At 73.2% G+C, this 24,332-nt stretch carries 24 protein-coding genes and 1 riboswitch; of the genes, 15 read left to right on the top strand and 9 right to left on the bottom strand.

Annotated features, from left to right (window positions below; translation table 11 throughout):
- Positions 1-84: 84 nt before the first annotated feature.
- Together trpS and MOV08_RS17040 are read right to left on the bottom strand one after the other, a co-directional pair.
- A complete protein-coding gene (gene trpS, locus MOV08_RS17045) occupies positions 85-1,095 on the bottom strand; it encodes a tryptophan--tRNA ligase (RefSeq protein WP_078875777.1) in 1,011 nt (336 codons plus the stop codon).
- Positions 1,096-1,328: 233 nt separating this feature from the next.
- A complete protein-coding gene (locus MOV08_RS17040; RefSeq protein WP_039633482.1) occupies positions 1,329-2,606 on the bottom strand; it encodes a serine hydroxymethyltransferase in 1,278 nt (425 codons plus the stop codon).
- A gap of 40 nt (positions 2,607-2,646) precedes the next feature.
- Positions 2,647-2,739, bottom strand: a riboswitch (ZMP/ZTP riboswitch).
- Between the two features lie 274 nt (positions 2,740-3,013).
- Here MOV08_RS17040 and rocD point away from each other — a divergent pair.
- Positions 3,014-4,219: an ornithine--oxo-acid transaminase gene (gene rocD / locus MOV08_RS17035; RefSeq protein ID WP_275307932.1), complete on the top strand. Its 1,206-nt coding sequence runs from the start codon at positions 3,014-3,016 to the stop codon at positions 4,217-4,219.
- Positions 4,220-4,307: 88 nt separating this feature from the next.
- Entirely contained in the window at positions 4,308-5,198 is an 891-nt protein-coding gene (locus MOV08_RS17030) for a hypothetical protein (RefSeq protein ID WP_107080321.1), read from the top strand.
- A gap of 10 nt (positions 5,199-5,208) precedes the next feature.
- Here the strand turns inward: MOV08_RS17030 and pdxR are convergent, their stop codons facing one another.
- The gene (pdxR, locus tag MOV08_RS17025; RefSeq protein ID WP_039633476.1) at positions 5,209-6,654 is read right to left on the bottom strand and encodes a MocR-like pyridoxine biosynthesis transcription factor PdxR; all 1,446 of its coding nucleotides are present in this window, start codon (positions 6,652-6,654) and stop codon (positions 5,209-5,211) included.
- Positions 6,655-6,701: 47 nt separating this feature from the next.
- Here pdxR and MOV08_RS17020 point away from each other — a divergent pair, with 47 nt between their 5' ends.
- From MOV08_RS17020 to MOV08_RS16990, 7 genes are all read left to right on the top strand, one after another.
- A complete protein-coding gene (locus MOV08_RS17020) occupies positions 6,702-7,205 on the top strand; it encodes a carboxymuconolactone decarboxylase family protein (protein ID WP_275307930.1) in 504 nt (167 codons plus the stop codon).
- Positions 7,206-7,210: 5 nt separating this feature from the next.
- Entirely contained in the window at positions 7,211-7,660 is a 450-nt protein-coding gene (locus MOV08_RS17015; protein WP_039633472.1) for a carboxymuconolactone decarboxylase family protein, read from the top strand.
- A complete protein-coding gene (locus MOV08_RS17010; RefSeq protein ID WP_275307928.1) occupies positions 7,657-8,400 on the top strand; it encodes an isocitrate lyase/PEP mutase family protein in 744 nt (247 codons plus the stop codon). Before MOV08_RS17015 ends, MOV08_RS17010 begins: the two co-directional genes overlap by 4 nt.
- 144 nt (positions 8,401-8,544) lie before the next feature.
- Positions 8,545-9,300 carry a serine hydrolase gene (locus MOV08_RS17005; RefSeq protein WP_275307927.1) on the top strand — a complete coding sequence of 252 codons (756 nt, stop codon included), beginning with the start codon at positions 8,545-8,547 and terminating at the stop codon, positions 9,298-9,300.
- 182 nt (positions 9,301-9,482) lie between these two features.
- Positions 9,483-9,794, top strand: coding sequence for a hypothetical protein (locus MOV08_RS17000; protein ID WP_039633466.1), 312 nt, complete (start codon positions 9,483-9,485; stop codon positions 9,792-9,794).
- Positions 9,795-9,879: 85 nt separating this feature from the next.
- Positions 9,880-11,385, top strand: a complete 1,506-nt coding sequence (locus MOV08_RS16995) for a hypothetical protein (protein ID WP_275307926.1) — start codon at positions 9,880-9,882, stop codon at positions 11,383-11,385.
- 70 nt (positions 11,386-11,455) lie between these two features.
- Positions 11,456-11,965, top strand: coding sequence for an FBP domain-containing protein (locus tag MOV08_RS16990; protein WP_039633462.1), 510 nt, complete (start codon positions 11,456-11,458; stop codon positions 11,963-11,965).
- A gap of 59 nt (positions 11,966-12,024) precedes the next feature.
- On the opposite strand, the gene MOV08_RS16985 is transcribed toward MOV08_RS16990, so the two are convergent.
- On the bottom strand, positions 12,025-12,846 hold the full coding sequence (locus MOV08_RS16985; RefSeq protein WP_275307925.1) for an alpha/beta fold hydrolase: 822 nt from the start codon (positions 12,844-12,846) through the stop codon (positions 12,025-12,027).
- 76 nt (positions 12,847-12,922) lie between these two features.
- On the opposite strand from MOV08_RS16985, the gene MOV08_RS16980 reads away from it, so the two are divergent.
- The gene (locus MOV08_RS16980; RefSeq protein ID WP_063777456.1) at positions 12,923-13,360 is read left to right on the top strand and encodes a MerR family transcriptional regulator; all 438 of its coding nucleotides are present in this window, start codon (positions 12,923-12,925) and stop codon (positions 13,358-13,360) included.
- 104 nt (positions 13,361-13,464) lie between these two features.
- Here the strand turns inward: MOV08_RS16980 and MOV08_RS16975 are convergent, their stop codons facing one another.
- The 5 genes from MOV08_RS16975 to MOV08_RS16955 all read right to left on the bottom strand — a co-directional run bounded on the left by MOV08_RS16975 (position 13,465) and on the right by MOV08_RS16955 (position 17,477).
- Positions 13,465-14,238, bottom strand: a complete 774-nt coding sequence (locus MOV08_RS16975) for a succinate dehydrogenase iron-sulfur subunit (protein ID WP_039633460.1) — start codon at positions 14,236-14,238, stop codon at positions 13,465-13,467.
- On the bottom strand, positions 14,238-15,992 hold the full coding sequence (sdhA, locus tag MOV08_RS16970) for a succinate dehydrogenase flavoprotein subunit (RefSeq protein ID WP_039633458.1): 1,755 nt from the start codon (positions 15,990-15,992) through the stop codon (positions 14,238-14,240). The genes MOV08_RS16975 and sdhA overlap by 1 nt, the downstream gene beginning before the upstream one ends.
- 31 nt (positions 15,993-16,023) lie before the next feature.
- Positions 16,024-16,488, bottom strand: a complete 465-nt coding sequence (locus MOV08_RS16965; protein WP_039633456.1) for a succinate dehydrogenase hydrophobic membrane anchor subunit — start codon at positions 16,486-16,488, stop codon at positions 16,024-16,026.
- A gap of 6 nt (positions 16,489-16,494) precedes the next feature.
- The gene (sdhC, locus tag MOV08_RS16960) at positions 16,495-16,875 is read right to left on the bottom strand and encodes a succinate dehydrogenase, cytochrome b556 subunit (RefSeq protein WP_016574684.1); all 381 of its coding nucleotides are present in this window, start codon (positions 16,873-16,875) and stop codon (positions 16,495-16,497) included.
- Between the two features lie 182 nt (positions 16,876-17,057).
- Positions 17,058-17,477 (bottom strand): 2-oxo-4-hydroxy-4-carboxy-5-ureidoimidazoline decarboxylase, encoded by a 420-nt coding sequence (locus tag MOV08_RS16955; protein WP_420834297.1) that lies wholly within the window; start codon positions 17,475-17,477, stop codon positions 17,058-17,060.
- 553 nt (positions 17,478-18,030) lie between these two features.
- Between MOV08_RS16955 and MOV08_RS16950 the strand changes: the two genes are divergently transcribed.
- The 5 genes from MOV08_RS16950 (at position 18,031) to MOV08_RS16930 (ending at position 24,301) form a co-directional block, all read left to right on the top strand.
- Positions 18,031-19,731 (top strand): beta-N-acetylhexosaminidase, encoded by a 1,701-nt coding sequence (locus MOV08_RS16950; RefSeq protein ID WP_275307924.1) that lies wholly within the window; start codon positions 18,031-18,033, stop codon positions 19,729-19,731.
- A gap of 520 nt (positions 19,732-20,251) precedes the next feature.
- Positions 20,252-20,986 carry an RNA polymerase sigma factor gene (locus tag MOV08_RS16945; protein WP_039633450.1) on the top strand — a complete coding sequence of 245 codons (735 nt, stop codon included), beginning with the start codon at positions 20,252-20,254 and terminating at the stop codon, positions 20,984-20,986.
- Positions 20,986-22,029: a hypothetical protein gene (locus MOV08_RS16940; protein WP_275307922.1), complete on the top strand. Its 1,044-nt coding sequence runs from the start codon at positions 20,986-20,988 to the stop codon at positions 22,027-22,029. Before MOV08_RS16945 ends, MOV08_RS16940 begins: the two co-directional genes overlap by 1 nt.
- Positions 22,030-22,453: 424 nt before the next feature.
- A complete protein-coding gene (locus tag MOV08_RS16935; RefSeq protein WP_275307921.1) occupies positions 22,454-24,034 on the top strand; it encodes an acyl-CoA mutase large subunit family protein in 1,581 nt (526 codons plus the stop codon).
- 54 nt (positions 24,035-24,088) lie between these two features.
- Positions 24,089-24,301, top strand: coding sequence for a hypothetical protein (locus tag MOV08_RS16930; protein ID WP_205366390.1), 213 nt, complete (start codon positions 24,089-24,091; stop codon positions 24,299-24,301).
- Positions 24,302-24,332 lie beyond the last annotated feature (31 nt).

Genomic DNA, 24,332 nt, shown 5'->3' with positions numbered 1-24,332 from the left:
GTGCATGCGCGCCGCGTGGGCGCGCACCCTTCCCAGTGTGCCGGGGACGGACCCGAAGGCGCGTCCCCGGCCGTCCCCGGACGGTCAGCCCTTGGCCGGCAGGAACCCGATCCGGTCGTAGGTGGCGGCCAGCGTCTCGGCCGCCACCGCGCGGGCCTTCTCGGCGCCCTTGGCCAGGATCGTGTCCAGCGTCTCCGGGTCGTCGAGGTATTCCTGCGTACGGGTCCGGAACGGTGTGACGAAGTCGACCATCGTCTCGGCCAGGTCCGTCTTCAGCGCGCCGTACATCTTGCCCTCGTAGGAGCGCTCCAGCGAGGGGATGTCCTCGCCGGTGAGGGTGGACAGGATGGTGAGGAGGTTGCTGACGCCGGGCTTGGCCTCCCGGTCGAAGCGGATCACCGTGTCGGTGTCCGTCACGGCGCTCTTGATCTTCTTCGCGGTGACCTTGGGGTCGTCGAGGAGGTCGATGATGCCCTTCGGCGAGGACGCCGACTTACTCATCTTGATCGACGGGTCCTGAAGATCGAAGATCTTCGCCGTCTCCTTGACGATGTACGGGTTCGGGACCGTGAAGGTGTCGCCGAAGCGGGTGTTGAAGCGGTCCGCGAGGTCGCGGGTCAGCTCCAGGTGCTGGCGCTGGTCCTCGCCGACCGGGACCTGGTCGGCCTGGTACAGCAGGATGTCGGCGACCATCAGGACGGGGTAGGTGAACAGGCCGACCGTCGTCCGATCCGTGCCCTGCTTCGCCGACTTGTCCTTGAACTGCGTCATCCGGGACGCCTCACCGAAGCCGGTGACGCAGTTCATCACCCAGGCGAGCTGGGCGTGCTCGGGGACGTGGCTCTGCACGAAGAGCGTGCAGCGCTCCGGGTCGAGACCGGCGGCCAGCAGCTGGGCCGCGGCGATCCGGGTGTTGCGGCGGAGCTCGGCGGGGTCCTGCGGAACGGTGATCGCGTGCAGGTCGACCACCATGTAGAAGGCGTCGTGGGACTCCTGGAGCGCCACCCACTGGCGCACCGCACCGAGGTAGTTGCCGAGGTGGAAGGAGCCGGCGGTGGGCTGGATTCCGGAGAGCACACGAGGCGGACGCGGCATGGCGGAGCCATTCCCCTTGGGGTGGTGGTGGGTGGCGGACGGGCGATCGAGAGCCATGGCAAGCATTGTCTCAGGTCCGCCGGGGGCCCGGGCGTGGAGGCCCGCAGGGGGTGGCCGAACACATCCCGTAGGGGACGCGGGCGCCCCCTGCGGGCCACAACGTGGGGGTGGTGAGGGGTATTCCCGGTGCTCCCCGTGCTCCCCGTGCTCCCGGTGCTCCCGTGCTCCGGGGGTCAGGCGCCCAGGGGCAGGCCCGGTGCCGGGTGGGCGGCCATCAGGTCCGCCACCTCCTTGCGGATCGTCGCCAGCGCCTCCTCGTCGGCGCTGCCCGCGGCCCGCACGCCGCGGTCGATCCACTCCGCGACCTTGGGCATGTCCGCCGTCCCCAGCCCGCGCGAGGTCAGCGACGGGGTGCCGATCCGGATGCCGGACGGGTCGAACGGCTTGCGCGGGTCGAACGGCACGGTGTTGTAGTTCACCACGATCCCGGCCCGGTCCAGGGCCTTGGCGGCGACCTTGCCGGGCACCTCCTTCGACGTCAGGTCGATCAGCACCAGGTGGTTGTCGGTGCCGCCGGAGACCAGGTCGAAGCCGCGCGCCAGCAGTGCCTCGGCGAGCGCCTTGGCGTTGGCGACGACGGCGTGCGCGTACTCCCGGAAGGACGGCGCGGACGCCTCGCGCAGCGCCACCGCGATGGCGGCCGTGGTGTGGTTGTGCGGCCCGCCCTGCAGGCCGGGGAAGACCGCCTTGTCGATCGCCTTGGCGTGGGTGGCGCGGGACATCAGCATCGCGCCGCGCGGGCCGCGCAGCGTCTTGTGGGTGGTGGTCGCCACGACGTCGGCGTGCGGCACGGGGGAGGGGTGCGCGCCGCCCGCCACCAGACCGGCGATGTGCGCGATGTCCGCGACGAGCACCGCGTCGACCTCCCGCGCGATCGCGCCGAAGGCGGCGAAGTCGATGGTCCGCGGGACGGCCGTGCCGCCACAGAAGATGATCTTCGGGCGCTCCTTCAGGGCCAGGTCGCGCACCTGGTCGAAGTCGATCCGCCCGGTGTCGGCCCGTACGCCGTACTGCACCCCGTTGAACCACGTCCCGGTCGCCGAGACGCCCCAGCCGTGTGTGAGGTGCCCGCCCATCGGCAGCGACATGCCCAGCACCGTGTCGCCGGGGGAGGCGAAGGCGAGGTACACGGCGAGGTTCGCGGGCGAGCCGGAGTACGGCTGGACGTTGGCGTGCTCGACGCCGAAGAGGGCCTTGGCGCGCTCGACGGCCAGCGTCTCCACGAGGTCGATGTTCTGCTGGCCCTCGTAGTAGCGGCGGCCCGGGTAGCCCTCGCTGTACTTGTTCTGCAGGACCGTTCCGGTGGCCTCCAGCACGGCCGCGGAGACGTAGTTCTCACTGGGGATCAGCCGCAGGGTGTCGGCCTGGAGCTGCTCCTCTGCGTCGACCAGCGCGGCGAGTTCGGGGTCGGCGGCGTGCAGGGCGGGATGGGTGGCGGGATGGGCCGTCATGGCGTCCTCCGGGGCGATCGATCGGTGGTCGGTCGTGGTCCCGGGGTACCCAGGCGGGCGGCACCTCGTAGGCGTGTGGCCGCGCACCGCTCCCTCGGGGTCCGTTCCCCGTACGCCAGTCGCGGCTGCGCACCGGAAGTCTAAGGGTTGCCCGCGAAGTCCCGCCTGTCGTCCGGCGCGCCCCGGCCGACGCCGGGAGGTGCCCCCGGGCACGCGCCGCCGCCGCACCGGGCGGAGGGCCGGCCGGGGGACCGGTGCATGGTCTGCGGACGCCCGCCCCCGGGCCCGACAATGGAAGGGACGGGGAGGCCGCAGGAGCAACGAGAGGCCGGAGCGCACGGCGGCGGGGGCCGGCCCTCGCCGATACGGTCGGGCCCGCCGGTCCGGCCCACCGGACGGAGGCAGCCGTGACATCCACGGAAGCGTTCATCGCCGCCGCCGAGGCCCACAGCGCGCACAACTACCAGCCGCTCCCCGTCGTCGTGGCCACCGCCGAGGGCGCCTGGATGACCGACGTCACCGGCCGCCGCTACCTGGACCTGCTCGCCGGGTACTCCGCGCTCAACTTCGGCCACCGCAACCGCCGCCTGCTGGACGCCGCGCGCGCCCAGCTGGAGCGGGTCACGCTCACCTCCCGCGCCTTCCACCACGACCGTTTCGCCGACTTCTGCACCCAGCTCGCCGACCTGTGCGGGATGGAACTCGTCCTGCCGATGAACACCGGCACGGAGGCGGTGGAGACCGCCGTCAAGACGGTCCGCAAGTGGGGCTACAAGGTCAAGGGCGTCCCCGACGGCCGGGCCCGGATCGTCGTCGCGGAGAACAACTTCCACGGCCGGTCCACCACCGTCGTCTCCTTCTCCACCGACCCCGAGGCCCGCGCCGACTTCGGCCCGTACACCCCCGGCTTCACCGTCGTCCCCTACGGCGACCTGGCCGCCCTGGACGCGGCCGTCGACGCGGACACCGTCGCCGTGCTGCTGGAGCCGATCCAGGGCGAGGCCGGCGTCGTGGTGCCGCCGCGCGGCTACCTGGCCGGCGTGTGCGAGCTGACCCGGGCCCGGAACGTGCTCTTCGTCGCCGACGAGATCCAGTCCGGGCTCGGCCGCACCGGGACCACCTTCGCCTGCGAACACGAGGGCGTGGTGCCCGACGTGTACGTACTGGGCAAGGCGCTGGGCGGCGGGGTGGTGCCGGTGTCCGCGGTGGTGTCGTCCCGCGAGGTGCTGGGGGTCTTCCGGCCCGGCGAGCACGGCTCGACGTTCGGCGGCAACCCGCTGGCCTGCGCGGTCGGCCTGGAGGTGATCGCGCTGCTGCGCACCGGCGAGTACCAGCGGCGGGCCGCCGAACTCGGCGACCACCTGCACCGCGCGCTGGCGCCGCTGGTGGGCGGCGGCGCGGTGGACGCGGTCCGTGGCCGCGGCCTGTGGGCCGGCATCGACGTCAACCCCTCCCGCGGGGACGGCCGGGCCGTGGCCGAACGGCTGCTGGCCCGCGGCGTCCTGGTCAAGGAGACCCACGACGCGACGATCCGGATCGCCCCGCCGCTGGTCATCAGCGAGGAGGACCTCGACTGGGGCCTGGCCCGACTCCGCGAGGTGCTGGGCGTCTAGGGCGTGCGGCGTGCGGGTGGAGCGTGCGCGCCGGGCCCGGCCGGGTGCCCCCTGCCCCCGTGGCCCGGTGGCGCCGTACAGTCGGGCCATGTTGCTCGGGATGATCTGTGCGCTGGCGTCCGCCGTGTGCTTCGGTACCGCGTCCGTGTTCCAGGCCGTGGCGGCCCGGGACACCCCGACCGGCACCGGGTCCGGCGTTGACGCCCGGCTGCTGCTGCGGGTGCTGACGCAGTGGCGGTATCTGCTCGGACTGGCGCTGGACGGGCTGGGGTTCCTGCTGGAGCTGGTGGCGCTGCGGACGCTGCCGATCTACACGGTCGGCGCGGCGCTGGCGGCGACCCTGGCGGTGACCGCGGTGGTCGCCGCGCCGGTCCTGGGCGTCCGCCTCCGGCGTGCGGAGTGGGGCGCGGTCGCGGTGGTCTGCGGCGGCCTGGCCCTGCTGGCGCTGTCGTCCGGCGCCGAGGGGCACCGCGCCGGCACCCCCGCGCTGCGGATCGGGGTGCTGGTCTGCGCGCTCGCCCTGCTGGCCGGCGGCGCCCTGGCCGGCCGTCTCCCGGACCGGGCCCGCGCCGCCGCGCTCGGCCTCGGCGCGGGCTTCGGCTTCGGTGTCGTCGAGGTGGCGGTGCGGCTCATCGACGGCTTCGGGCCGGCCGACCTGCTCGCCAATCCCGCCAGCTACGCGCTGCTGATCGGCGGGGCCGCCGCCTTCCTGCTGCTGACCGCCGCCCTGCAGCGCGGCGCGGTCACCACCGCCACCGCCGGCATGGTGATCGGCGAGACGCTCGGCCCGGCCGTGGTCGGCGTCGCCTGGCTCGGCGACCGCACCCGCGAGGGGCTGGCCCCGCTGGCCGTCGCAGGTTTCGCGCTGGCCGTCGCGGGGGCGCTGGCGCTGGCCCGGTTCGGCGAGGCGCCGGCCGCGCACCCCGCCGAGCCGGCGGCCGAACCCGGTCCCGCCCCGTTGGCCGCGGAACGCCCCTGAGCGGGCCCGGTCAGTCGCCCGGCGGCAGCGCCCGCAGCAGGGCGTCCAGGATGGTCGCGAAGGAGTGCTCCGGCGGGCGGCCGTAGGGGATGACCAGCGCGTCCCGGGCGACCGCGGGGCCCGCCGGGTCGGTGAACTGCGCCAGTCCCTGCACCGCCAGCCCCTGCCACAGCGCGGCCCGGGTGATGGACTGCTCGGTCCCGGCCGGGAGTTCCAGCACCGCGTGCAGCCCGGCGGCGATCCCCGAGACGTGCACGTGCGGGGCGTGCTCGGCCAGCGCGGCCACCAGCTGGTCGCGCCGCCGCCGGTAGCGCAGCCGCATCCCGCGGACATGCCGGTCGTACGCCCCCGAGGACATGAACTCGGCCAGGGTGAGCTGGTCCAGCGACCCGGACTGCCACTCGCCGGTCGCCTTGATCTCCAGCACCCGGTCGATCAGCCGGTCCGGCACCACCATCCAGGCCAGCCGCAGCGCCGGGGCCAGGCTCTTGCTGGCGGTGCCCAGATAGACGACGTGGTCGGGGTCGAGCCCCTGGAGGGCGCCGACCGGCTGCCGGTCGTAGCGGAACTCGCCGTCGTAGTCGTCCTCCAGGACGTAACCACCTCTGGAACGGGCCCAGTTGACCGCGGCGGCCCGCCGGTCCGGGTGCAGCGGGACGCCGGTGGGGAACTGGTGCGCGGGGGTGAGCAGGGCCGCCCGCAGGTGGTCCAGGTCGGCCAGCAGGCCGGTGTCCGCGCCGTGGGCGTCGACCGGGAGCGGGACGGTGCCGAGCCCGGCGCGGGTGATGACGTCGCGGTGGAAGGGCAGTCCGTAGGACTCGGTGGCGACCCGGCCGGGCGTGCCGCCGCGCGGCTTCAGCGCCCGGCACAGCAGCCCCAACCCCTGCATGAACCCCGCGCAGATCACGATCCGGTCCGGATCGGTGCGGACGCCGCGGACCCGGGCGAGGTAGTCGGCGAGCACCGCGCGCAGCTCGGGGCGGCCGGCCGCGGTGCCGTATCCGAACGCCTCGTTGGGCGCGGCGGTCAGCGCCCGGCGGGCCGCCGCCAGCCAGGCGGTTCGGGGGAAGGCCGAGACGTCCGGGGTGCCGGGGGTGAGGTCGAAGCGCGGCCCGGCGGCGGTCGGGGACGGCGGGCCCGGGGTGCGCCGGGGTGCCCCGCCGCCGGCCCGCGGCAGCACGCGCTCGGCGACCTCGGTGCCGGAGCCCTGGCGGGCGCACAGCCAGCCCTCGGCGACCAGTTCCGCGTAGGCGTCGGCGACGGTGTTGCGGGCGATGCCGAGGTCGGTGGCGAGGGAACGGGAGGACGGCAGCCGGGTGCCGGGCGTCAGCCGCCCGGACCGCACGGCCTCGCGCAGCGCGCTCATCAGGGAGGCCCGCACCCCGCCCGGCCCGTCGAGGTCCAGGTGCAGGTCCCGCCCGAGATCCCGACCGAAAGTGGCCCGCGATTTCTCCATGGAAGTGGACCATACTCCTGTGCCACTCACCCCGTAGCGTCAAGGTCATGACGAACCAGACGACACCTTCCGCAGCCCAGCAGGCCCCCGCCGGGGCGGGCCACCACCACGGCCCCCGGATGCGCTGGGCCAAGCTCGCCCCCGAGGTCTACAAGGCCATGATCGCGCTGGACGCGGCGGCCAAGAAGGGCCTCGACGGGACCCTGATCGAGCTGGTCAACATCCGCGCCTCGCAGCTCAACAGGTGCGCCTTCTGCCTCCACATGCACACCGCCGACGCCCGCAAGGCCGGCGAGACCGAGGAGCGGATCGCCCTCCTGGCCGCCTGGGAGGAGGCCGCCGGCTTCTACACCGACCGGGAGCGCGCCGCCCTGGCCCTCACCGAGGCGATCACCGTGCTGACCGACAGCTTCGTCCCGGACGCCGTCTACGAGCAGGCCGCCGCCGTCTTCGAGGAGGCCGAACTGGCCCAGCTGATCGCCCAGATCACCACCATCAACGCCTGGAACCGCTTCGGCGTGACCACCCGCCTCGTCCCGGGGCAGGTGTGAACGCGATGAGTCAGCGCATGAAGTACTGGAGCCGGGTCCCCGCCTTCTTCCAGGCCCAGCTCAAGCTCACCCAGGCCGCCAAGAAGGGGCTGGGCGACGACGTCCTGGCGGAGCTGGTCGTGCTCCGCGCCTCCCAGCTGAACAGGTGCGCGTTCTGCATCGACATGCACGTCACCAACCTCCGCGAGGCCGGTGTCGAGCAGCGACGGATCGACCTGCTGCCGGCCTGGGAGGAGGCCGGCGACCTCTACTCCGAGCGGGAGCGGGCGGCCCTGGCCTTCACCGAGGCCGTCACCGTGCTCACTGAAGGCTTCGTCCCGGACGCCGTCTACGAGCGGGCCGCCGCGCAGTTCGACGAGACCGAACTCGCCCACCTGCTCGCCGTGATCGTCGCCATCAACAACTGGAACCGCGTCAACGTCACGGTCCGCCAGCCGCCCGGGGCGGAGCTGTGACCGCCGCCGCCCGCGCGGCGACCCTGCGCGCCCTGCACCACGACCGCCGGCCGGGCGACCCGCTGATCCTCCCCAACGTCTGGGACGCCGCCAGCGCCCGGGTCTTCGCCGACGCCGGCTTCCCGGCGCTGGCCACCCCCAGCGCGGGCATCGCCGCGTCCCTGGGGTACGCGGACGGCGAGACCCCGGCCGACGAGATGTTCGCGGCGATCGCCCGGATCGTCCGGGCCGTGGACGTCCCGGTGACGGCGGACGTGGAGGCCGGGTACGGGCTGTCCGCCGGGGAGTTGGTCGGCCGGCTCGCCGAGGCCGGCGCGGTCGGCTGCAACCTGGAGGACTCCGACCACGCCACCGGCGCCCTCCGCGACCCGCGGGAGCAGGCCGACTGGCTGGCCGAGGTACGGGCCGAGGCGGGCGAGGCGCTGGTCGTCAACGCCCGGATCGACACCTTCCTGCGCGGCGGGGCGGACCTCGACGCGGCGCTGGAGCGGGCCCACCGCTACGCCGCCGCCGGCGCGGACTGCCTCTACCCGATCCTCGCCCCGCCGGAGCTGCTGCCCGAGCTGGCCGCGGCGGCGCCCCTTCCGCTCAACGCCCTGGCCAAGGCCGGCGGCCCCGCCCCGCGCGAACTGGGCGCCCTCGGCGCGACCCGGATCACCTTCGGCGGCGGCCTGCACCACGCGGCGATGGCCACCCTGGCGGTGGAGGCGGCACGGCTGCGGGACGGGGCCGACAGCTGACCGGCCGTCAGTCGCGGTGATCGACGCACCGGGCGCACGGGGCACGCGGGGCGCACGGGGTGTACGGGACGAGCGGGGCGTACGGGGGCGTCCGCGACCGGCCCGGCCGCCCCGTTTCGCGGGTGACGGATGCCAAGATGGGCCATGCTCTCCGTCGCCGTCGCCCCCTGGCAGCGCCCCCCGGTGATCCTGCGGAACGCGGACGTCCCGCACTACGCGGCCAGCACGATGAAGGTCGCCGTGCTCGCCGCCGTCCACCGCAGCGGACTCGACCCCGACCGGGAGGTCCCGGTCGTCAACCGCTTCGCCTCGGCGGCCGACGGCAGCTACACCCACTCCCGGGTGGACGACAGCGATCCGGAGCCCTGGGAGCTGCTGGGCCGCACCGCGCCGCTCGGCTGGCTCGCCGGCCGGATGGTCAGCCACTCCTCCAACCTGGCCACCAGCCTCTGTCTGACCGCGGTGGGGCATGCCGCGGTGGCCGAGGTGTGGCGGCGGGCCGGGGCGTCGGCCGCCTCCCGGAGCCCGCGCGGCGTCGAGGACGCCCCGGCCCGCGCCGCCGGCCTCGACAACCGGGTCACCGCCCACGACCTGATCCGGCTGCTGACGTCGCTCGAACCGGAGGTGCTGGCCCGGTTGGAGCACAACGCCCACCGGGTCGACCTGGCCGCGGGCCTGCCGCCCGGCACCCGTCTGGCCAGCAAGAACGGCTGGTTCCCCGGGGTGCGGCACGGCGTCGGGCTGGTCCACCCGCCCGACGCCCCGCCCTACGTCCTCGCCCTCTGCTACACCGGCCCGCTCGCCAACGGCCAGGACGTCGACGACCCCGCGGCCCGCCTGCTGGCCCGCCTCTCGTCCTGCGTCTGGGACTGCCGGCACCGCCTCGCCCCCGCTCCTTGATGCGGAATTCACTGACGCCACGTCAGATTTCTTTTCCCTTCGCCGAATTGGCTGCTCAGAGCCGTCCGATCCGCGCTACAACCCGCCCCGGCGCGGGTATCAGGAGAACGGGCGTACGGGGAGCCCGCATGGCTTGATAGCTTGGTGGCGAAAGCCCGCGGGGCAACGGGGAGAAGCGGTACATGGCCGAGCAGTTCAGGGTTGACCTGGAGGAACTGGACGTCGTCGTGCGGCAGCTGCGTCACCTGCAGCGCGATATGGACGATCCCCACCAGACGGTCAAATACGGCACGGCGATCCCGAAGTCGGCGTTCGGCGGCGATTTCATCGAGGCCGGAAAGCTCGCCGGCGCGCACGACGCCATGCAGACATACATGGCGGACGTGCTCGGCGCGCTCCAGGACCTCGTCCGCACCTTCGGCGAGAAGACCGAGGCCAGCCGTGGCGCCTACGAGGACCAGGAGCACGAGACCCGGCCCCCCGAGCACCACTGACCCACCCCCGCCCGGCACCGGGCGGGACGGCGCGGCCCGCACCGGGCGGACATGACGACGGCGAGTTCGAGGGAGGGGGACCGGTATGACGGAGACCGGGCAGGCGCGCGACGGCGCCGCGGAGATGGCGCGCCGGCGGACCGAGCACGAGCGGGCGGAGCGGCTGAAGTCGCTCCGCGGACACCGACTGACCCCGCGGTCCCCCTCCGACTTCCAGAAGTACGGCCTGCCCGCGCTCCGGGCGATGATCGAGCACGCCAGCGCCGGGGCGATCGAGACCTCCGGCCGGCACTGGCGGTCCTCCGCCGACCGGCTGGGCGGCGACGACGGACACGGCGGGATCCGCAAGGCGTTCCAGGACGCCGTGGAGCACGCCGCGGCGCACTGGGAGGGCTCGGCGGCCCAGGCGTTCCGCCGGGAGGCGGCCAAGGTACTGGCGAAGATCGACCGGAGCTACCAGCACGCCCGCAACGTCGAGTCCACCCTGATCGGCACCCGCTCCTCGGGCCCGGAGGTCGGCGTCGCGCACAACCTCCGCGAGGCCCAGAAGGCCCTGGTCAAGCTCCAGCTCGCCGGCGCCGCGGCCGACCCGATGGAGGCGGCCGGCGACGAGAGCCAGTTCAAGCGGGACATGGCCAACCCCAAGCTCGACACCCGGATGGCGCTGGAGCTCAACCGCGCCAGCCTCCCCCCGAGCAAGCAGCGCCAGATCGAGGCCGTCATCGTGATGGACGAACTAGCGGCCCACTACGAGGCACAGGGGGAGCGGCTCCGGGAGGGCACCGGGCAGGGCGTCGAGGGCGACTGGCCGGTCGCCCCGTCCGGCAGCCCGGCCCCGCCGCCGGTGAACGCCGAGGTGACCGGCGGCCCCGCCCCACACCACCCGCCGACGGCGCAGCGGCCCAACGGCGCGGGCGGCGGCGCGGTACCGGCCGGTTTCGACAGCCCCCGGGCCGCCCGCCCGTCGCCCGACCTCCACCCCCAGATGACGGCGCTGCGCGCCGGCCCTCCGCCGGTGACCACCGGGCTGGAGAGCGTCGGCGGCGGCACCCTCACCGCACCGCCGGCCGGCGGCCACGCCGTCGGCGCGGGCACGCCGCCCGGCGGCCAGAGCGGCCCCGCGCCCGCCGGCGGCGGCCTGCCGAACAACGCGGTCGTGTCGGGCGTCATCGGGGTGACGGGCGGCGGGCTGCCCACCGGTGGGACGCGCGGCGCCGGGCGCGGCTCCGGCGGGGCCCGCCGGAGCGCCGGCGGCACCGCGGGCAGCCCCGACGCGGTCGCCGCCCGCGGTGCGACACCGCCCCGCACCCCCGCCGCCCCGACCGCCCGGCCCGAGGGCCCGGCCGGCCCGGCCGGCCCGGCCGGCGGCAGCAAGCAGGGCGGCGCCGGACTCCACCGCAGCCGCGGCGGCGCCCGGGCCACCGCGGCCGCCCCGGCGTCCACCGAGGGCAAGGGCGGCCGGGGCAAGGGGGAGCCGTCCGACAAGGGCGGCGGCCGGCGCCGCTCCGGAGGACCGCGGTCCCGCCACCTCGACGAGGACGAGACCACCGGGACCCCGCCGCGGCAGATCCCGCCGCCGGTGATCGAGTGACGACCGGCGGGGACGGGGCACCGGAAAATCGGACGACGCGCCCCATACCCCGCTGTTAGCGTCCGGAATCATGGATCCGGTCGGTGAAAAACAGATACGCGCGTCCTTCGTGAACTGCTCCAAGGGCGAGGCGAGCAGGCTCAACCTCCCCGTGGGGCTGGCCGAACTCCCGTGGGCGGACCTCGACTTCCTCGGGTGGCGCGACCGGGGAGCGCCGGACCGCAGCTACCTGGTCGCCCCGCGGGCCGACGGCCTGATGGGCGTGACCCTGCGGGTGCCGCAGGGCGTACGGCGCAGCTTCACCAAGACGACGGTCTGCTCGATCTGCCTGACCGGGCACCCGGGCTCAGGCGTCAGCCTGCTCGCCGCCCGCCGCGCCGGGGCCGCGGGCCGGCAGGGCAACACCGTCGGCACCTATCTGTGCGCCGACCTCGCCTGCTCCCTCTACGTCCGCGGCCGCAAGAAGTCCCAGCTCGCCGGGCGGCACGAGGAGACCCTCCCGCTGGCGGACCGGATCGCGCGCACCGTGGGGAATCTGGACGCCTTCCTCGACAAGGTGCTGGCCGGCGAGCCGGCATGAGGGCGCGGCGGGTCCGGAGGTGGACCCGCCGCCGTCCGCCCGCGCGGCCCGCGGGCCGGTCACAGGCCCCGCGCGGCCAGGAAGTCCCCGATCAACGCCAGCCACTCCGCGTTCCGCTCGACCATCGGCAGATGCCCGGTGGCGATCTCGACGTACTCCGCGCCCGGGATGTGGTCCGCCAGATAGCGGGAGTTGGCCGGGTCCAGCAGCGCGTCCCGGGTGGTGGCGATGACCAGGGTCGGGACCGTGATGCCCGGCAGGTCGGCGGTGGTGTCCAGAACCTTGACCAGGGCCGCCTGCTCCGCCGAACCGGCCGGCGGCAGCGTCGGGTCCGGGTCCAGCACGGCGGCCAGCTCGGCCGGCGGCAGCGCGTTGAGGTGTTCCGGCGCCACCCCGCTGAGCGCCCGCGCCTGGGCGAAGCCCTGGTAGTCGCCGCGCTCCAGGAGCCGCAGCCACAGGTCCAGCCAGACGTTGGCGCGGGCGTCCGCCTTGGCCAGCCCGGCGGTCAGGACCAGCCCCCGCACCCGCTCCGGATGGCGGGCCGCGGCCCGCACGGACACCGCGGTGCCCATCGAGAAGCCGATCACGGTGAAGGTCGTAAGGCCGGCCGCGACCGCCTCGGCGACCATCGCGTCGGCCAGCGCGTCCAGCTCCAACGGGCCGGCGGCGCGCGGGGTTTCCCCCGAACCGGGGTAGTCCGGCGCCACCACCCGGTGGCCGGTGGCGGTCAGGGCCGGGATCAGCGTGCTGTAGTTGCTCTCGACACTGCCGGTCGCGCCGTGCGCCAGCAGGACGCCGGGGCCGTCGGCCGGGCCGGCGACGGTGGTGGAGAGCCGAGGAAGGGAAACGGACGGGGTCTGCGCTACGGGAATCTGCGTCATGCCCACGAGGTTGCCCTTTGACACCGGTGTCAAGGTCAAGCCGACACCGGGGAGAAACGGGGGAGAGGAGCGTCACATGGCGGACGGCACGGGGACGGATCCACGGCCGACGGGCCCGATGCGGATCGGCGAACTGGCCCGCCGCGCCGGCGTCAGCACCCGGGTCCTGCGCTACTACGAGCAGCGCGGCCTGCTCTGCGCCGGACGCGACGCGAACGGCTACCGCACCTATGACCCGGACGCCGTCGAGGCCGTCGCCCGCATCCGCGAACTGCTCGCCACCGGCCTGAACACCGACTCCATCCGTGACCTGCTGCCCTGCGCCCAGGGCGGGCCGGGCCTGATGTCGTGCAGCTTCTCGTGCGGCGTGGTGGAGCAGCAGATGGCCCAACTCGACGCCGAGATCGCCGAGTTGCAGCGGCGCCGGGCGGCCCTGGGGGCCTATGCCCAGGTCATGCGGGATCGGCGCGCCCAGGACGAGGCACTGGCCGCGATGGCCCTGCGCGCGGGCTGAGCGGCGCCGGGCGCGGCCGAGCCCGGAGACGGCGAAGGGCCCCGTCCCCGTACGAACGGGGGCGGGGCCCTTGGAAGCAGGCGGCCCGGGTCGGGCCCGGCGGATCAGAAGCGTCGGGTGATCAGGGCCCGCTTGACCTCTTGGATCGCCTTGGTGACCTCGATACCGCGCGGGCAGGCGTCCGTGCAGTTGAAGGTCGTCCGGCAGCGCCAGACGCCGTCCTTGTCGTTGAGGATCTCCAGCCGCTGCTCGCCGCCCTCGTCACGCGAGTCGAAGATGAAGCGGTGCGCGTTGACGATCGCCGCCGGGCCGAAGTACTGGCCGTCGTTCCAGAACACGGGGCACGAGCTGGTGCAGGCCGCGCACAGGATGCACTTGGTGGTGTCGTCGAAGCGCTCGCGGTCCTCGGAGGACTGCAGGCGCTCGCGGGTCGGCTCGTTGCCGGTGGTGATCAGGAACGGCATCACGTCCCGGTACGCCTGGAAGAAGGGCTCCATGTCGACGACAAGGTCCTTCAGCACCGTCAGGCCCTTGATGGCCTCGACGGTGATCGGCTTCTCGGGGTTGATGTCCTTGATCAGCGTCTTGCAGGCCAGCCGGTTGCGACCGTTGATCCGCATGGCGTCCGAACCGCAGATGCCGTGGGCGCAGGAGCGGCGGAAGGTCAGCGAACCGTCCTGGTCCCACTTGATCTTGTGGAGGGCGTCCAGGACGCGCTCCTTGGGGTCGATCTCCAGCTGGAAGTCCTGCCAGCCGGCCTCCTCGGAGACCTCCGGGTTGAACCGGCGGATCCGGAAGGTGACGCTGATCAGGTGCGCGGCGTCGTTCTCGGCCGCGTCCAGGGCCGCGGAGTGCTTGTCGATGGTCGGGGTGCTCATCAGTACTTACGCTCCATCGGCTGGTAGCGGGTCTGCACGACCGGCTTGTAGTCGAGCCGGATCGACTCGGAACCGTCGGCGCCCACCTCGCGGTACGCCATGGTGTGCCGCATGAAGTTGACGTCGTCGCGGTTGGGGTAGTCCTCGCGGTAGTGACCGCCGCGGGACTCCTTGCGGGCCAGCGCGGACACCGCCATGACCTCGGCCAGGTCGAGCAGGTTGCCCAGCTCGATGGCCTCCAGCAGGTCGGTGTTGAAGCGCTTGCCCTTGTCCTGGATCGCCACGTTCCGGTAGCGCTCGCGCAGCTCGGCGATCTTCTCGACCGCGGTCTTGATCGTCTGCTCGGTGCGGAACACCATCACGTTGGCGTCCATGCACTCCTGGAGCTCCTTGCGGAGGTCCGCGACCCGCTCGCCACCGGTGGAGTTGCGCAGCCGCTCGACCTGCTCGGCGACCAGCGACGCCGGGTCCTCGGGCAGCTCGACGAAGTCGGCGGTGGCCGAGTACTCCGCGGCCGCGATGCCGGCCCGGCGGCCGAAGACGTTGATGTCCAGCAGCGAGTTGGTGCCCAGGCGGTTGGCGCCGTGCACGGAGACACAGGCGACCTCGCCGGCGGCGAACAGGCCCGGCACGACGGTGGTGTTGTCCGCCAGGACCTCACCCTCGACGTTGGTCGGGATACCGCCCATGGCGTAGTGCGCGGTCGGCTGGATCGGGATCGGGTCCGTGTAGGGCTCGATGCCGAGGTAGGTGCGCGCGAACTCGGTGATGTCCGGCAGCTTGGCGTCCAGCTGCTCCGGCGGCAGGTGGGTCAGGTCCAGGTAGACGTGGTCGCCCTCGGGACCGCAGCCGCGGCCCTCGCGGATCTCCGTGTAGATGGAGCGCGAGACGACGTCACGCGAGGCGAGGTCCTTCATGACCGGCGCGTACTTCTCCATGAAGCGCTCGCCGTCCTTGTTGCGGAGGATGCCGCCCTCACCACGGGCGCCCTCCGTCAGCAGGATGCCCATCCGCCAGATGCCGGTCGGGTGGAACTGGAAGAACTCCATGTCCTCCAGCGGCAGCCCGCGGCGGTAGCACGCGGCCTGGCCGTCACCGGTCAGGGTGTGGGCGTTCGACGTCACCTTGAAGAACTTGCCGGTGCCGCCGGAGGCGTAGATGACCGACTTCGCCTGGAAGACGTGGATCTCGCCGGTGGCCAGCTCGTAGGCGACCACACCGGCGGACTTCTTGACGCCGTCGACCTCGGTGATCAGCTGGTCCAGGACGTAGAACTCGTTGAAGAACTCCACGCCCTCCTTGACGCAGTTCTGGTACAGCGTCTGGAGGATCATGTGGCCGGTGCGGTCCGCGGCGTAGCAGGACCGGCGGACCGGGGCCTCGCCGTGGTTGCGGGAGTGACCGCCGAACCGGCGCTGGTCGATCCGGCCCTCCGGCGTGCGGTTGAAGGGCAGGCCCATCTTCTCCAGGTCGAGGACCGAGTCGATGGCCTCCTTCGCCAGGATCTCGGCGGCGTCCTGGTCGACCAGGTAGTCACCGCCCTTGACCGTGTCGAAGGTGTGCCACTCCCAGTTGTCCTCCTCGACGTTGGCGAGGGCCGCGGCCATGCCGCCCTGGGCGGCACCGGTGTGGGAGCGGGTCGGGTAGAGCTTGGTCAGCACGGCGGTGCGGCTGCGCTTCGTCGCCTCGATGGCGGCGCGCATGCCGGCGCCGCCGGCGCCGACGATGACGGTGTCGTACTTGTGGATCTGCATGGGTGGATACCTCAGTCCCTCAGCCCGGGGCCTAGCGGATGTTCGGGTCGAAGGTGAAGATCACCAGCGTGCCCAGAAGGACGGTGAACACCGTGGCGGTGTAGAGGAGCATCTTCAGCCAGAAGCGGGTGTTGTCCCGCTGCGCGTAGTCGTTGATGACGGTGCGCAGGCCGTTGGCTCCGTGCAGCATGGCCAGCCACAGCATCAGCAGGTCCCAGACCTGCCAGAAGGGCGAGGCCCAGCGGCCGGCCACGAAGGCGAAGCCGATCTTGGAGACGCCGCCGTCGAGCACCAGCTGGATCAGCAGGTGGCCGAGGACGAGGACGACCAGGACGATGCCGGACAGCCGCATGAACAGCCAGCCGTACAGCTCGAAGTTGGTGCGGGTCGACTTCGGGGTCTTCCCGGTGCGCTTGCGCGGTGCCTCGATGACCGGAGCGGGATTGTCCGCGTCGTAGAGCGCGACGTTCTCGGCGGTGGTGGATTCAGCAGACATCACGCGTCAGCTCCCGAACAGCGTGCGCAGAGTGTGCTGCAGCACGGGGTAGAAGGCACCTGCCATCAGCACGACCCAGACGCCGACAACAGTCCACAGCATCTGCTTCTGGTACTTCGGGCCCTTGGACCAGAAGTCCACTGCGATGACCCGCAGGCCGTTGAGCGCGTGGAAGAGGATGGCGGCCACCAGGCCGTACTCCATCACGTTGACGATGGGCGTCTTGTAAGTCGCTACGACGTTGTCGTACGCGTCGGGGGAGACACGGACGAGAGCGGTGTCGAGGACGTGTACGAACAGGAAGAAGAAGATGAGGACGCCAGTGACTCGATGAGCCACCCAGGACCACATGCCTTCCCGGCCGCGGTACAGCGTTCCAGCCGGCACGGAAGAACCCTCCGGGAGCGGGGACTAGGGCCGCGCCGGCTTCTCTGTCGGTCGGGCCCGGCCGGGTACGGTCCACCGGCCGCTCGTCATCGTATCGACGAGTTGTCGGTTCCTCGCGCGGGGGTCCTTAGGTGTGATCAAACAGGCACCAACGGGCTATCACACAAGTCCGAACCCGTCCATCAGGGACATCCGGCCGCGAGTCGCGCGAGCCTGGCGCGCGCCAGCCGCCGCAATTCCTCCGCGGCGACCGACCGCTCCTCGTCCGGTTCGTGTGCCAGGCGGGTGCGGATGGCGTGCAGGGTCTGGTCCATGAGCTCGTCGGGGCGGTAGCCGTCCAGGCAGATGACGAAGGCGTGTCGGAAGCGGAGCTCGTACGCGGCGTGCGCGGCGCGCAGTGCGGTGTGGGCGGCGAGGGTGCCGGGGCCGGGGCGGGCCGGCGGGAGCGGCGCGGGCGCCTCCTGGGCCAGCGCCTCGACCTGCTCGGCCGAGGTGAGGTCGTAGCTGGCCTCGTCGCCGGCGGCCAGCAGGGACTCCGGGTCCGGGTAGGGGCGGTGGTCGGCGAGCCGTTCGGCCCAGCGGAGGCAGCCGCAGCAGGTCAGCAGGGTGACGACGGCCTGGGGGTGGGGGAGCGCGTGGAAGCCGTCGAGGCCGGTCGCCGGAGCCGGGGCGAGCCGGTTCTGCCAAGGTATGCCGCACCGCGGAGCGGGCGGTTGGGGCCGCGCCGTCGGTCGGACGGCCGGAGTGTCACCGGACAGCGTGGGCTCCTCGGGCGGATGCAGTCGAGTGTGATGGGTGTGGTGGCTGCGGCGGAGGTGAACGGTGGGTGCGGCGGTAAGGGAGGGGGCGGATGGGCGGCGGACGACTGGCGGAATCCGAGCGACGCATGGGGCGAAATGGATGAAAAGTCTGATACGTACGGAAGTGGAGGCAGGTGTGGTGATACGTCACATGAGGTGGCACCCGGCGGTTTTCCGGCGGTCCACGCGCCCCGGAACGGAGTGAGCGACGGCGAGGACACGCTAACGACGCCCGCCGGCCACTGTCCGACGGATGCGCGATTTTCACCCGGATGAGAGAGCTTTCGCGCGCTCGGTGGACGACCTGTTCCGCCCCCCTGGCAATACCTTCGCCCCGAAAAGTGAGGATTGCACGATGTCGAACCCGATGCGGCCGCCGCGTTTTCCGCGGTCCTCGGCCTCCCCTCTGGACCCGCCGCCGGCCCGCCGGGCCGCCGGCCCGGAGGCCCGCCGCGCGCTGCTGGCCGTCCCGGTGCTGGCCGGCGCGCTGGCGCTCGGCGGCTGCGCGCAAGGGGCCGATTCCCAGGCTCCCGGCGCTGCTCCCAGCTCCTCCAGCCCCGCCGCGCCCATCCCCAGCTGGGCCAAGGTGACCGGCCCGCCGCACATCGTCCCGGCCGTACGGGACTTCCGCCCGGCGAACGGAATCGGCTGGCGACCGACCAAGGGCGCCCGGATCGTGGTACCGGCCGGGGAGAAGAGCACCGTCGCCGATGAGGCGCAACTTATGGCCAAAGATCTCGGCGGGCTGGCCGTGGTCTGGGGGAACCAGGACGTCCGGCCCGGTGACGTCGAGGTGAAGCTCAGCGGCGGCGCCAAGGGGCCCGACAACCCGCCCGGCAGCACCGTCGACGAGTCCTACACCCTCGCCGCCCGCGGCGGCCGGCTCACCCTCACCGCCCCCACCGACGCCGGGGTCTTCTACGGCACACGGACCGTCAAGCAGGCCGTCCGCAACGCCGGCGGCCTCCCCGAGGGCACCATCGAGGACGGCCCGGACCGCCCCCAGCGCGGCATGCTGCTCGACAACGCCCGAAAGCCGTTCACCGCGGACTGGATCGAGGCCCGCATCCGGCAGCTCGCCGACCTCAAGCTCAACCAGCTCCAGCTGCACTTCTCCGACGACCAGGGCTTCCGCATCCAGAGCGACAGCCACCCCGACATCGTCTCCGCGGACCACCTGACCAAGGACCAGGTCCGCCACCTGGTCAAGGTCGGGCAGAGCCTGCACGTCACCCTCATCCCGGAGATCGACTCGCCCGGCCACCTCGGCGCGGTCCTCGACCACTACCCCGACCTCCGGCTGCGCAACGCCTCCGGCACACCGCTCCGCGGCGCCATCGACATCTCCAAGCCCCAGGCCGGCGCGCTCATCGACTCGCTGCTGAAGGAGTACGCGCAGCTCTTCCCCGGCCCGTACTGGCACCTGGGCGGCGACGAGTACCAGGCGCTGATGTCCAGCGATCCCGAGGCGCGCTACCCGCAGCTCGCCAAGGCCGCGCAGGACAAGTACGGCCCCGGCGCCACCATCAAGGACCTGGCGACCGGTTGGCTCAACGACCGGCAGAAGACCGTCCAGGCCGCCGGCAAGACCCGGATCGAAGCCTGGAACGACGGCTTCTTCGCCGGCGGCAAGGTGGCCGCGGACAAGAACCGCACGGTCGCCTACTGGACCGGCAAGGAGATCGGCGCCCGCGACCCCGCCGAGTTCCTCCGCGAGGGCCGCACGGTGCTCAACCTCAACGACGAGTTCCTCTACTACGTGCTCGGCGAGCCCAACAACTTCACGTACCCGACCGGCGAGCGGATCTACAAGAGCTGGACCCCGCTGGTGCTGCGCCACACCTCGCCGGTGTCCGTACCGTCGAGCCTGACCGGGGCCGACCGCATCCCCGGGGCGCGGTTCGCGATCTGGAACGACCGCGCGCAGGCGCAGACCGCGCAGCAGATCGCGGCCGGCATCAGGATGCCGCTCGCGGCGCTGGCGCAGAAGACCTGGGACCCGCGCACCCCCGCGCTGTCCTGGCCGGACTTCAAGGCGCTGGTGAACCGGCTCTGAGCGGCCGGGCGGGAGGGATACGAGAGACGGCCGGGGCCGCCACCCCCCACAGGAGAGGCCCCGGCCGTCGCTCACGTAGGAGCCCGTGACGGGCTCCTAATCGATACAGCGCCAACGGTCCCGAAAGCGTCACACGGGGTACGGGCGACGGCACGGCCAGTGGCCTGGACGCGGGCCCGGCAGGGCCCGTAACGTGCCGGAACGCGCCGACCGGCGGACCGGTCGGGGCGTTCCGGCGACCGGAAGAACGGCTGGTTACCGGGGAGTTCGGGGAACGCGCGGGCACCGCGCACCGATGTGTCGTCCGCCCCAAGGGGTGGCCCGGGTGCCGGAACCCCGCTCTGACCCGTTACGGTCAGCAGGAACGGCCGGACGGCCGGTGGACGGCGCGGGGGCGACCCGGACCGGTCGGGCGCCGACCACGGCGGCGGACGACCGACGAACCACACGAAGAAACCAGCGGCAGCGCAAAGCGGCAAGGACCGGGCGGCGGACATTCAGCGTGCGACAGGATGGACCCGTGCGAGGGGACGACATTCAGCCGGACGACGGACGGCTGACGGTTGCCGTGCAGGCGGCGCAGGAGGGTGACGAGACCGCGTTCCGGCTCGTCTACCGCGCCATACACCCCCGGCTGCTCGGGTACGTCCGGACCCTGGTGGGCGAGGCGGACGCCGAGGACGTGGCGTCCGAGGCGTGGCTCCAGATCACCCGCGACCTCGTCCGCTTCAGCGGCGACGCGGACCGCTTCCGCGGCTGGACCGCCCGGATCGCCCGCAACCGTGCGCTGGACCACATCCGGATGCGCGGCCGACGGCCGGCCATCGGGGGCGACGAGACCGAACTCACCGACACCCCCGCGGCGTCCGACACCGCGGGCGAGGCGCTGGAGGCGCTGGGCACCGGCCACACCTTCCGGCTGATAGGCCGACTGCCCCAGGACCAGGCCGAGGCGGTGACCCTGCGGGTGGTCGTCGGCCTGGACGCCAAGAGCGCGGCGCAGGTCCTGGGCAAGCGGCCGGGCGCGGTCCGCACCGCCGCCCACCGGGGCCTGAAGAAACTGGCCGAACTGCTCACGGACGGCGGCAGCGGGGACGGCGACGGGGAACCAGGGGGGCCGTCCGGAGGTTCCGGCAAGGGTGGTGAAATGGCGGGAGAGCTGCCCATACAGGACCGAAGACGCCATAACGGCGTGGCGGAATCGTACGTACCAGGTGTGACGGAAACGGCCGCACGAACGCAGAAGGACATGTGATGGCCGACGACCGGTATAGCTGGCTCGACAAGGACGCCGCGGAGCGACTGCTGCGTGGTGAGCCGGCCGGTTCCCAGGTCGGTGACGGCGCACGCGAACTCGAACAACTGCTGAAGGCCGCCGCCGCGGCCGGCTCCGGCCTGCCCGAAACCGCCGCGGCGCCCGGCGAGGAGGCCGCGCTGGCCGCCTTCCGGCAGGCCCGGCCCGGTGGTCCCGGCGCCCGCGGCGCGACGGCGCCCGGCATGCGCACCACCCGCACCCACCACGTCGTCGAACGCGCCGGGCTCGCCCGCCCCTTCAGACGCGGTCTCGCGGTCGCCCTCGCGGTCTGCGCGATCGGCGGCATCGCGGTCGCCGCCGGCACCGGGGTGCTGCCCACCCCGTTCCGCGGCGGCGAGCCCCGGCCCGGGGCCAGCGTCTCGGCGGCCGAGTCGCCCAGCATCTTCGGGAGCGAGGAGCCCGCCGCCACCACCGGTGAGACCGGCCGGAACCCGGCCACCCCGCCCGGCGGGCAGAGCACCGTACCCGGTCCCACCCCCACCCCCGACAGCAGTCACGGCACCGCCCCGGCGCCGGGCGGCCGGACCCCGGGCGCCGGCACGTCCGGCAACGACGGCAAGCCGCTGCCGGACGGCGGCGACGGCCGGAACAAGAAGCGGAAGCTGCTGCAGGCCCTCTGCAAGGACTACGAGGCCGGCAAGCGCGGCGACATGGACCGCGACACGCTGCGGCGGCTGGAGGCCACCGCCGGCGGCGCGGAGAAGGTGCACGCCTTCTGCCGCCAGTACCTCAGCGACGGCGGCCAGCAGGGCGGCGGCTCGGGTGACAACGATGGCGGAGGCGGCGGCCAGGGCGGCGGCGAAGGCGAGAACGGCGGCAACGGCGGCGGCCACAACGGCGGCGGCAGCGGCGACGAGGAGGGTGACTCTTCCCCCTCCGCCTCGCCCACCCCGAGCGCGCCGCCCGCCAGCAGCACCCCCGCACCGCCCCCCGGCACGGCCGTGCCGACGCCTACCGGAACCCTTCCCACCGGTCAGGTGTGACGTTTTTTGACGCCGTGACGCAGTAAGAAATGAGCCGACTGGTCATCGGCGGCGCACGAGCCGGGGTTCCCCCCGTACCCGTGGCTCAGCGCACATGGCGCGGGCGGGGCACGTTCCCCCGGCCCTGCCCGCGCCCTATCTTGCGCCTAAACCGGCGCCGCTTTCGCGGGTGTGGTTGCGGTGGGTGGGGGTTGCTCAATTGTCGCTTCCGCTAGAGAGCCTTTTGGCGGTCGGGGGCCGGATTTCGGCTTGCGGGTGGGGGAGTTGAGGGCCGGTCGGGGCTGTGCCGTCAGTGTCGCGGTCCTCGTCTCCCGATCCGGCGCATGATCCGCCCCCTTCTCGGCGCTGCGCCGCGGCGAACCTCCAGGCATGCTGTGCATGGGTGCAAACCGGCACTGTTCACTCGTTTGGAGGCGTAGCGGACATGGCGCGGTACAGCGAGAGCGGGCTGCCCATCGAGCCGGTGTACGGGCCGGCGGCGCTGGCCGGATGGGACCCGGACGCCGGGCTGGGCGAGCCGGGCGCCTTCCCGTACACCCGCGGGGTCTACCCGACGATGTACACCGGACGGGCCTGGACCATGCGGCAGTACGCCGGGTTCGGCACGGCGCGGGAGTCCAACGCGCGGTACCGGCGGCTGATCGAGCACGGCACCACCGGGCTGTCCGTCGCGTTCGACCTGCCGACGCAGATGGGACACGACTCCGACACCCCGATCGCGGCGGGCGAGGTGGGCAGGGTCGGGGTGGCGATCGACTCCGTCGAGGACATGGAGGTGCTGTTCGGCGGGATCCCGCTGGGGACGGTCTCGACGTCGATGACCATCAACGCGCCGGCCGCGCTGCTGCTCCTGATGTACCAACTCGTGGGCGAGGAACAGGGAGTGAAGGGCCATCAGCTCAACGGCACGGTGCAGAACGACGTGCTGAAGGAGTACATCGCGCGGGGCACGTACATCTACCCGCCGCAGCCGTCGCTGCGGCTGACCGCGGACATCTTCCGCTACTGCCGGGCCGAGATCCCCCGCTGGAACACCATTTCCATCTCCGGCTACCACATGGCGGAGGCCGGTGCCTCGCCCGCGCAGGAGATCGCCTTCACCCTGGCCAACGGCATCGCCTACGTCCGCACCGCGCTCGCCGCCGGCATGGACGTCGACGACTTCGCACCCCGGCTGTCGTTCTTCTTCGTCGCCCGTACGACGCTGCTGGAGGAGGTCGCCAAGTTCCGGGCCGCGCGGCGGATCTGGGCGCGGGTGATGCGGGACGAGTTCGGGGCCCGGAACCCCAAGTCGCAGATGCTGCGCTTCCACACCCAGACCGCGGGGGTGGCGCTGACCGCCCAGCAGCCGGAGGTGAACCTCGCCCGGGTCACCGTGCAGGCGCTGGCCGCGGTGCTCGGCGGGACCCAGTCGCTGCACACCAACTCCTTCGACGAGGCGATCGCGCTGCCGACCGAGAAGGCGGCCCGGCTCGCCCTGCGCACACAGCAGGTGCTGGCGCACGAGACGGACGTCACCGCCACCGTCGATCCGTTCGCCGGTTCGTACGCCGTGGAGTCGCTGACGGACGCCGTCGAGGACGCCGCGCGGGCGCTGATGGGGCGGGTGGAGGACCTGGGCGGCGCGGTCGCCGCCATCGAACGGGGCTTCCAGAAGGACGAGATCGAGCGCAACGCCTACCGGATCGCGCGGGAGACCGACGCCGGCGAGCGGGTGGTGGTCGGCGTCAACCGCTTCCGGACCGACGAGGAGGAGCCCTACGAGCCGCTGCGGGTGGACCCCGCCATCGAGGCGCAGCAGGCCGAGCGGCTGGCCCGGCTGCGCGCCCGCCGCAACGGCCGCGCGGTCACCGCGGCCCTCGGCGCGCTGCGCAAGGCCGCCGAGGGGCCGGACAACGTGCTCTACCCGATGCGGGAGGCGCTGCGCGCCCGGGCCACGCTGGGCGAGGTGTCCGACGCGCTGCGCGAGGTGTGGGGGACGTATGTGCCGGCGGACGCGTTCTGAGGCCGTGCCGGGTGCCGGGTGTGGCCCCCGGAACGCGTCCGCCACACTGGAGGCATGTCCGCACCCCGCCGCCGCTGCCCCGTCTGCACCCGAGAGATCGCCGTGGTCGGCGGCCGGTACGCCCGCCACGACCCTCCGGGGCGGCGGACCGGGATCGAGCTGATCTCCTGCCCGGGATCGCGGCGGACCGCGCCGATGATGGCGCCCGCTTCGATGCTCTTCGACCCCGAGGAGCCGCCGATGCCCGGCCAGCAGCCGCTGTTCTGACGCCGCGTCCCCGGCGCGCGGGGTGCCGGGA

Source organism: Streptomyces yunnanensis (assembly GCF_029011865.1).
Lineage (GTDB): Bacteria > Actinomycetota > Actinomycetes > Streptomycetales > Streptomycetaceae > Streptomyces > Streptomyces yunnanensis.
The sequence above is the reverse complement of the archived record's forward strand: the minus strand, read 5'-3'. Positions and strand labels throughout refer to the sequence as shown.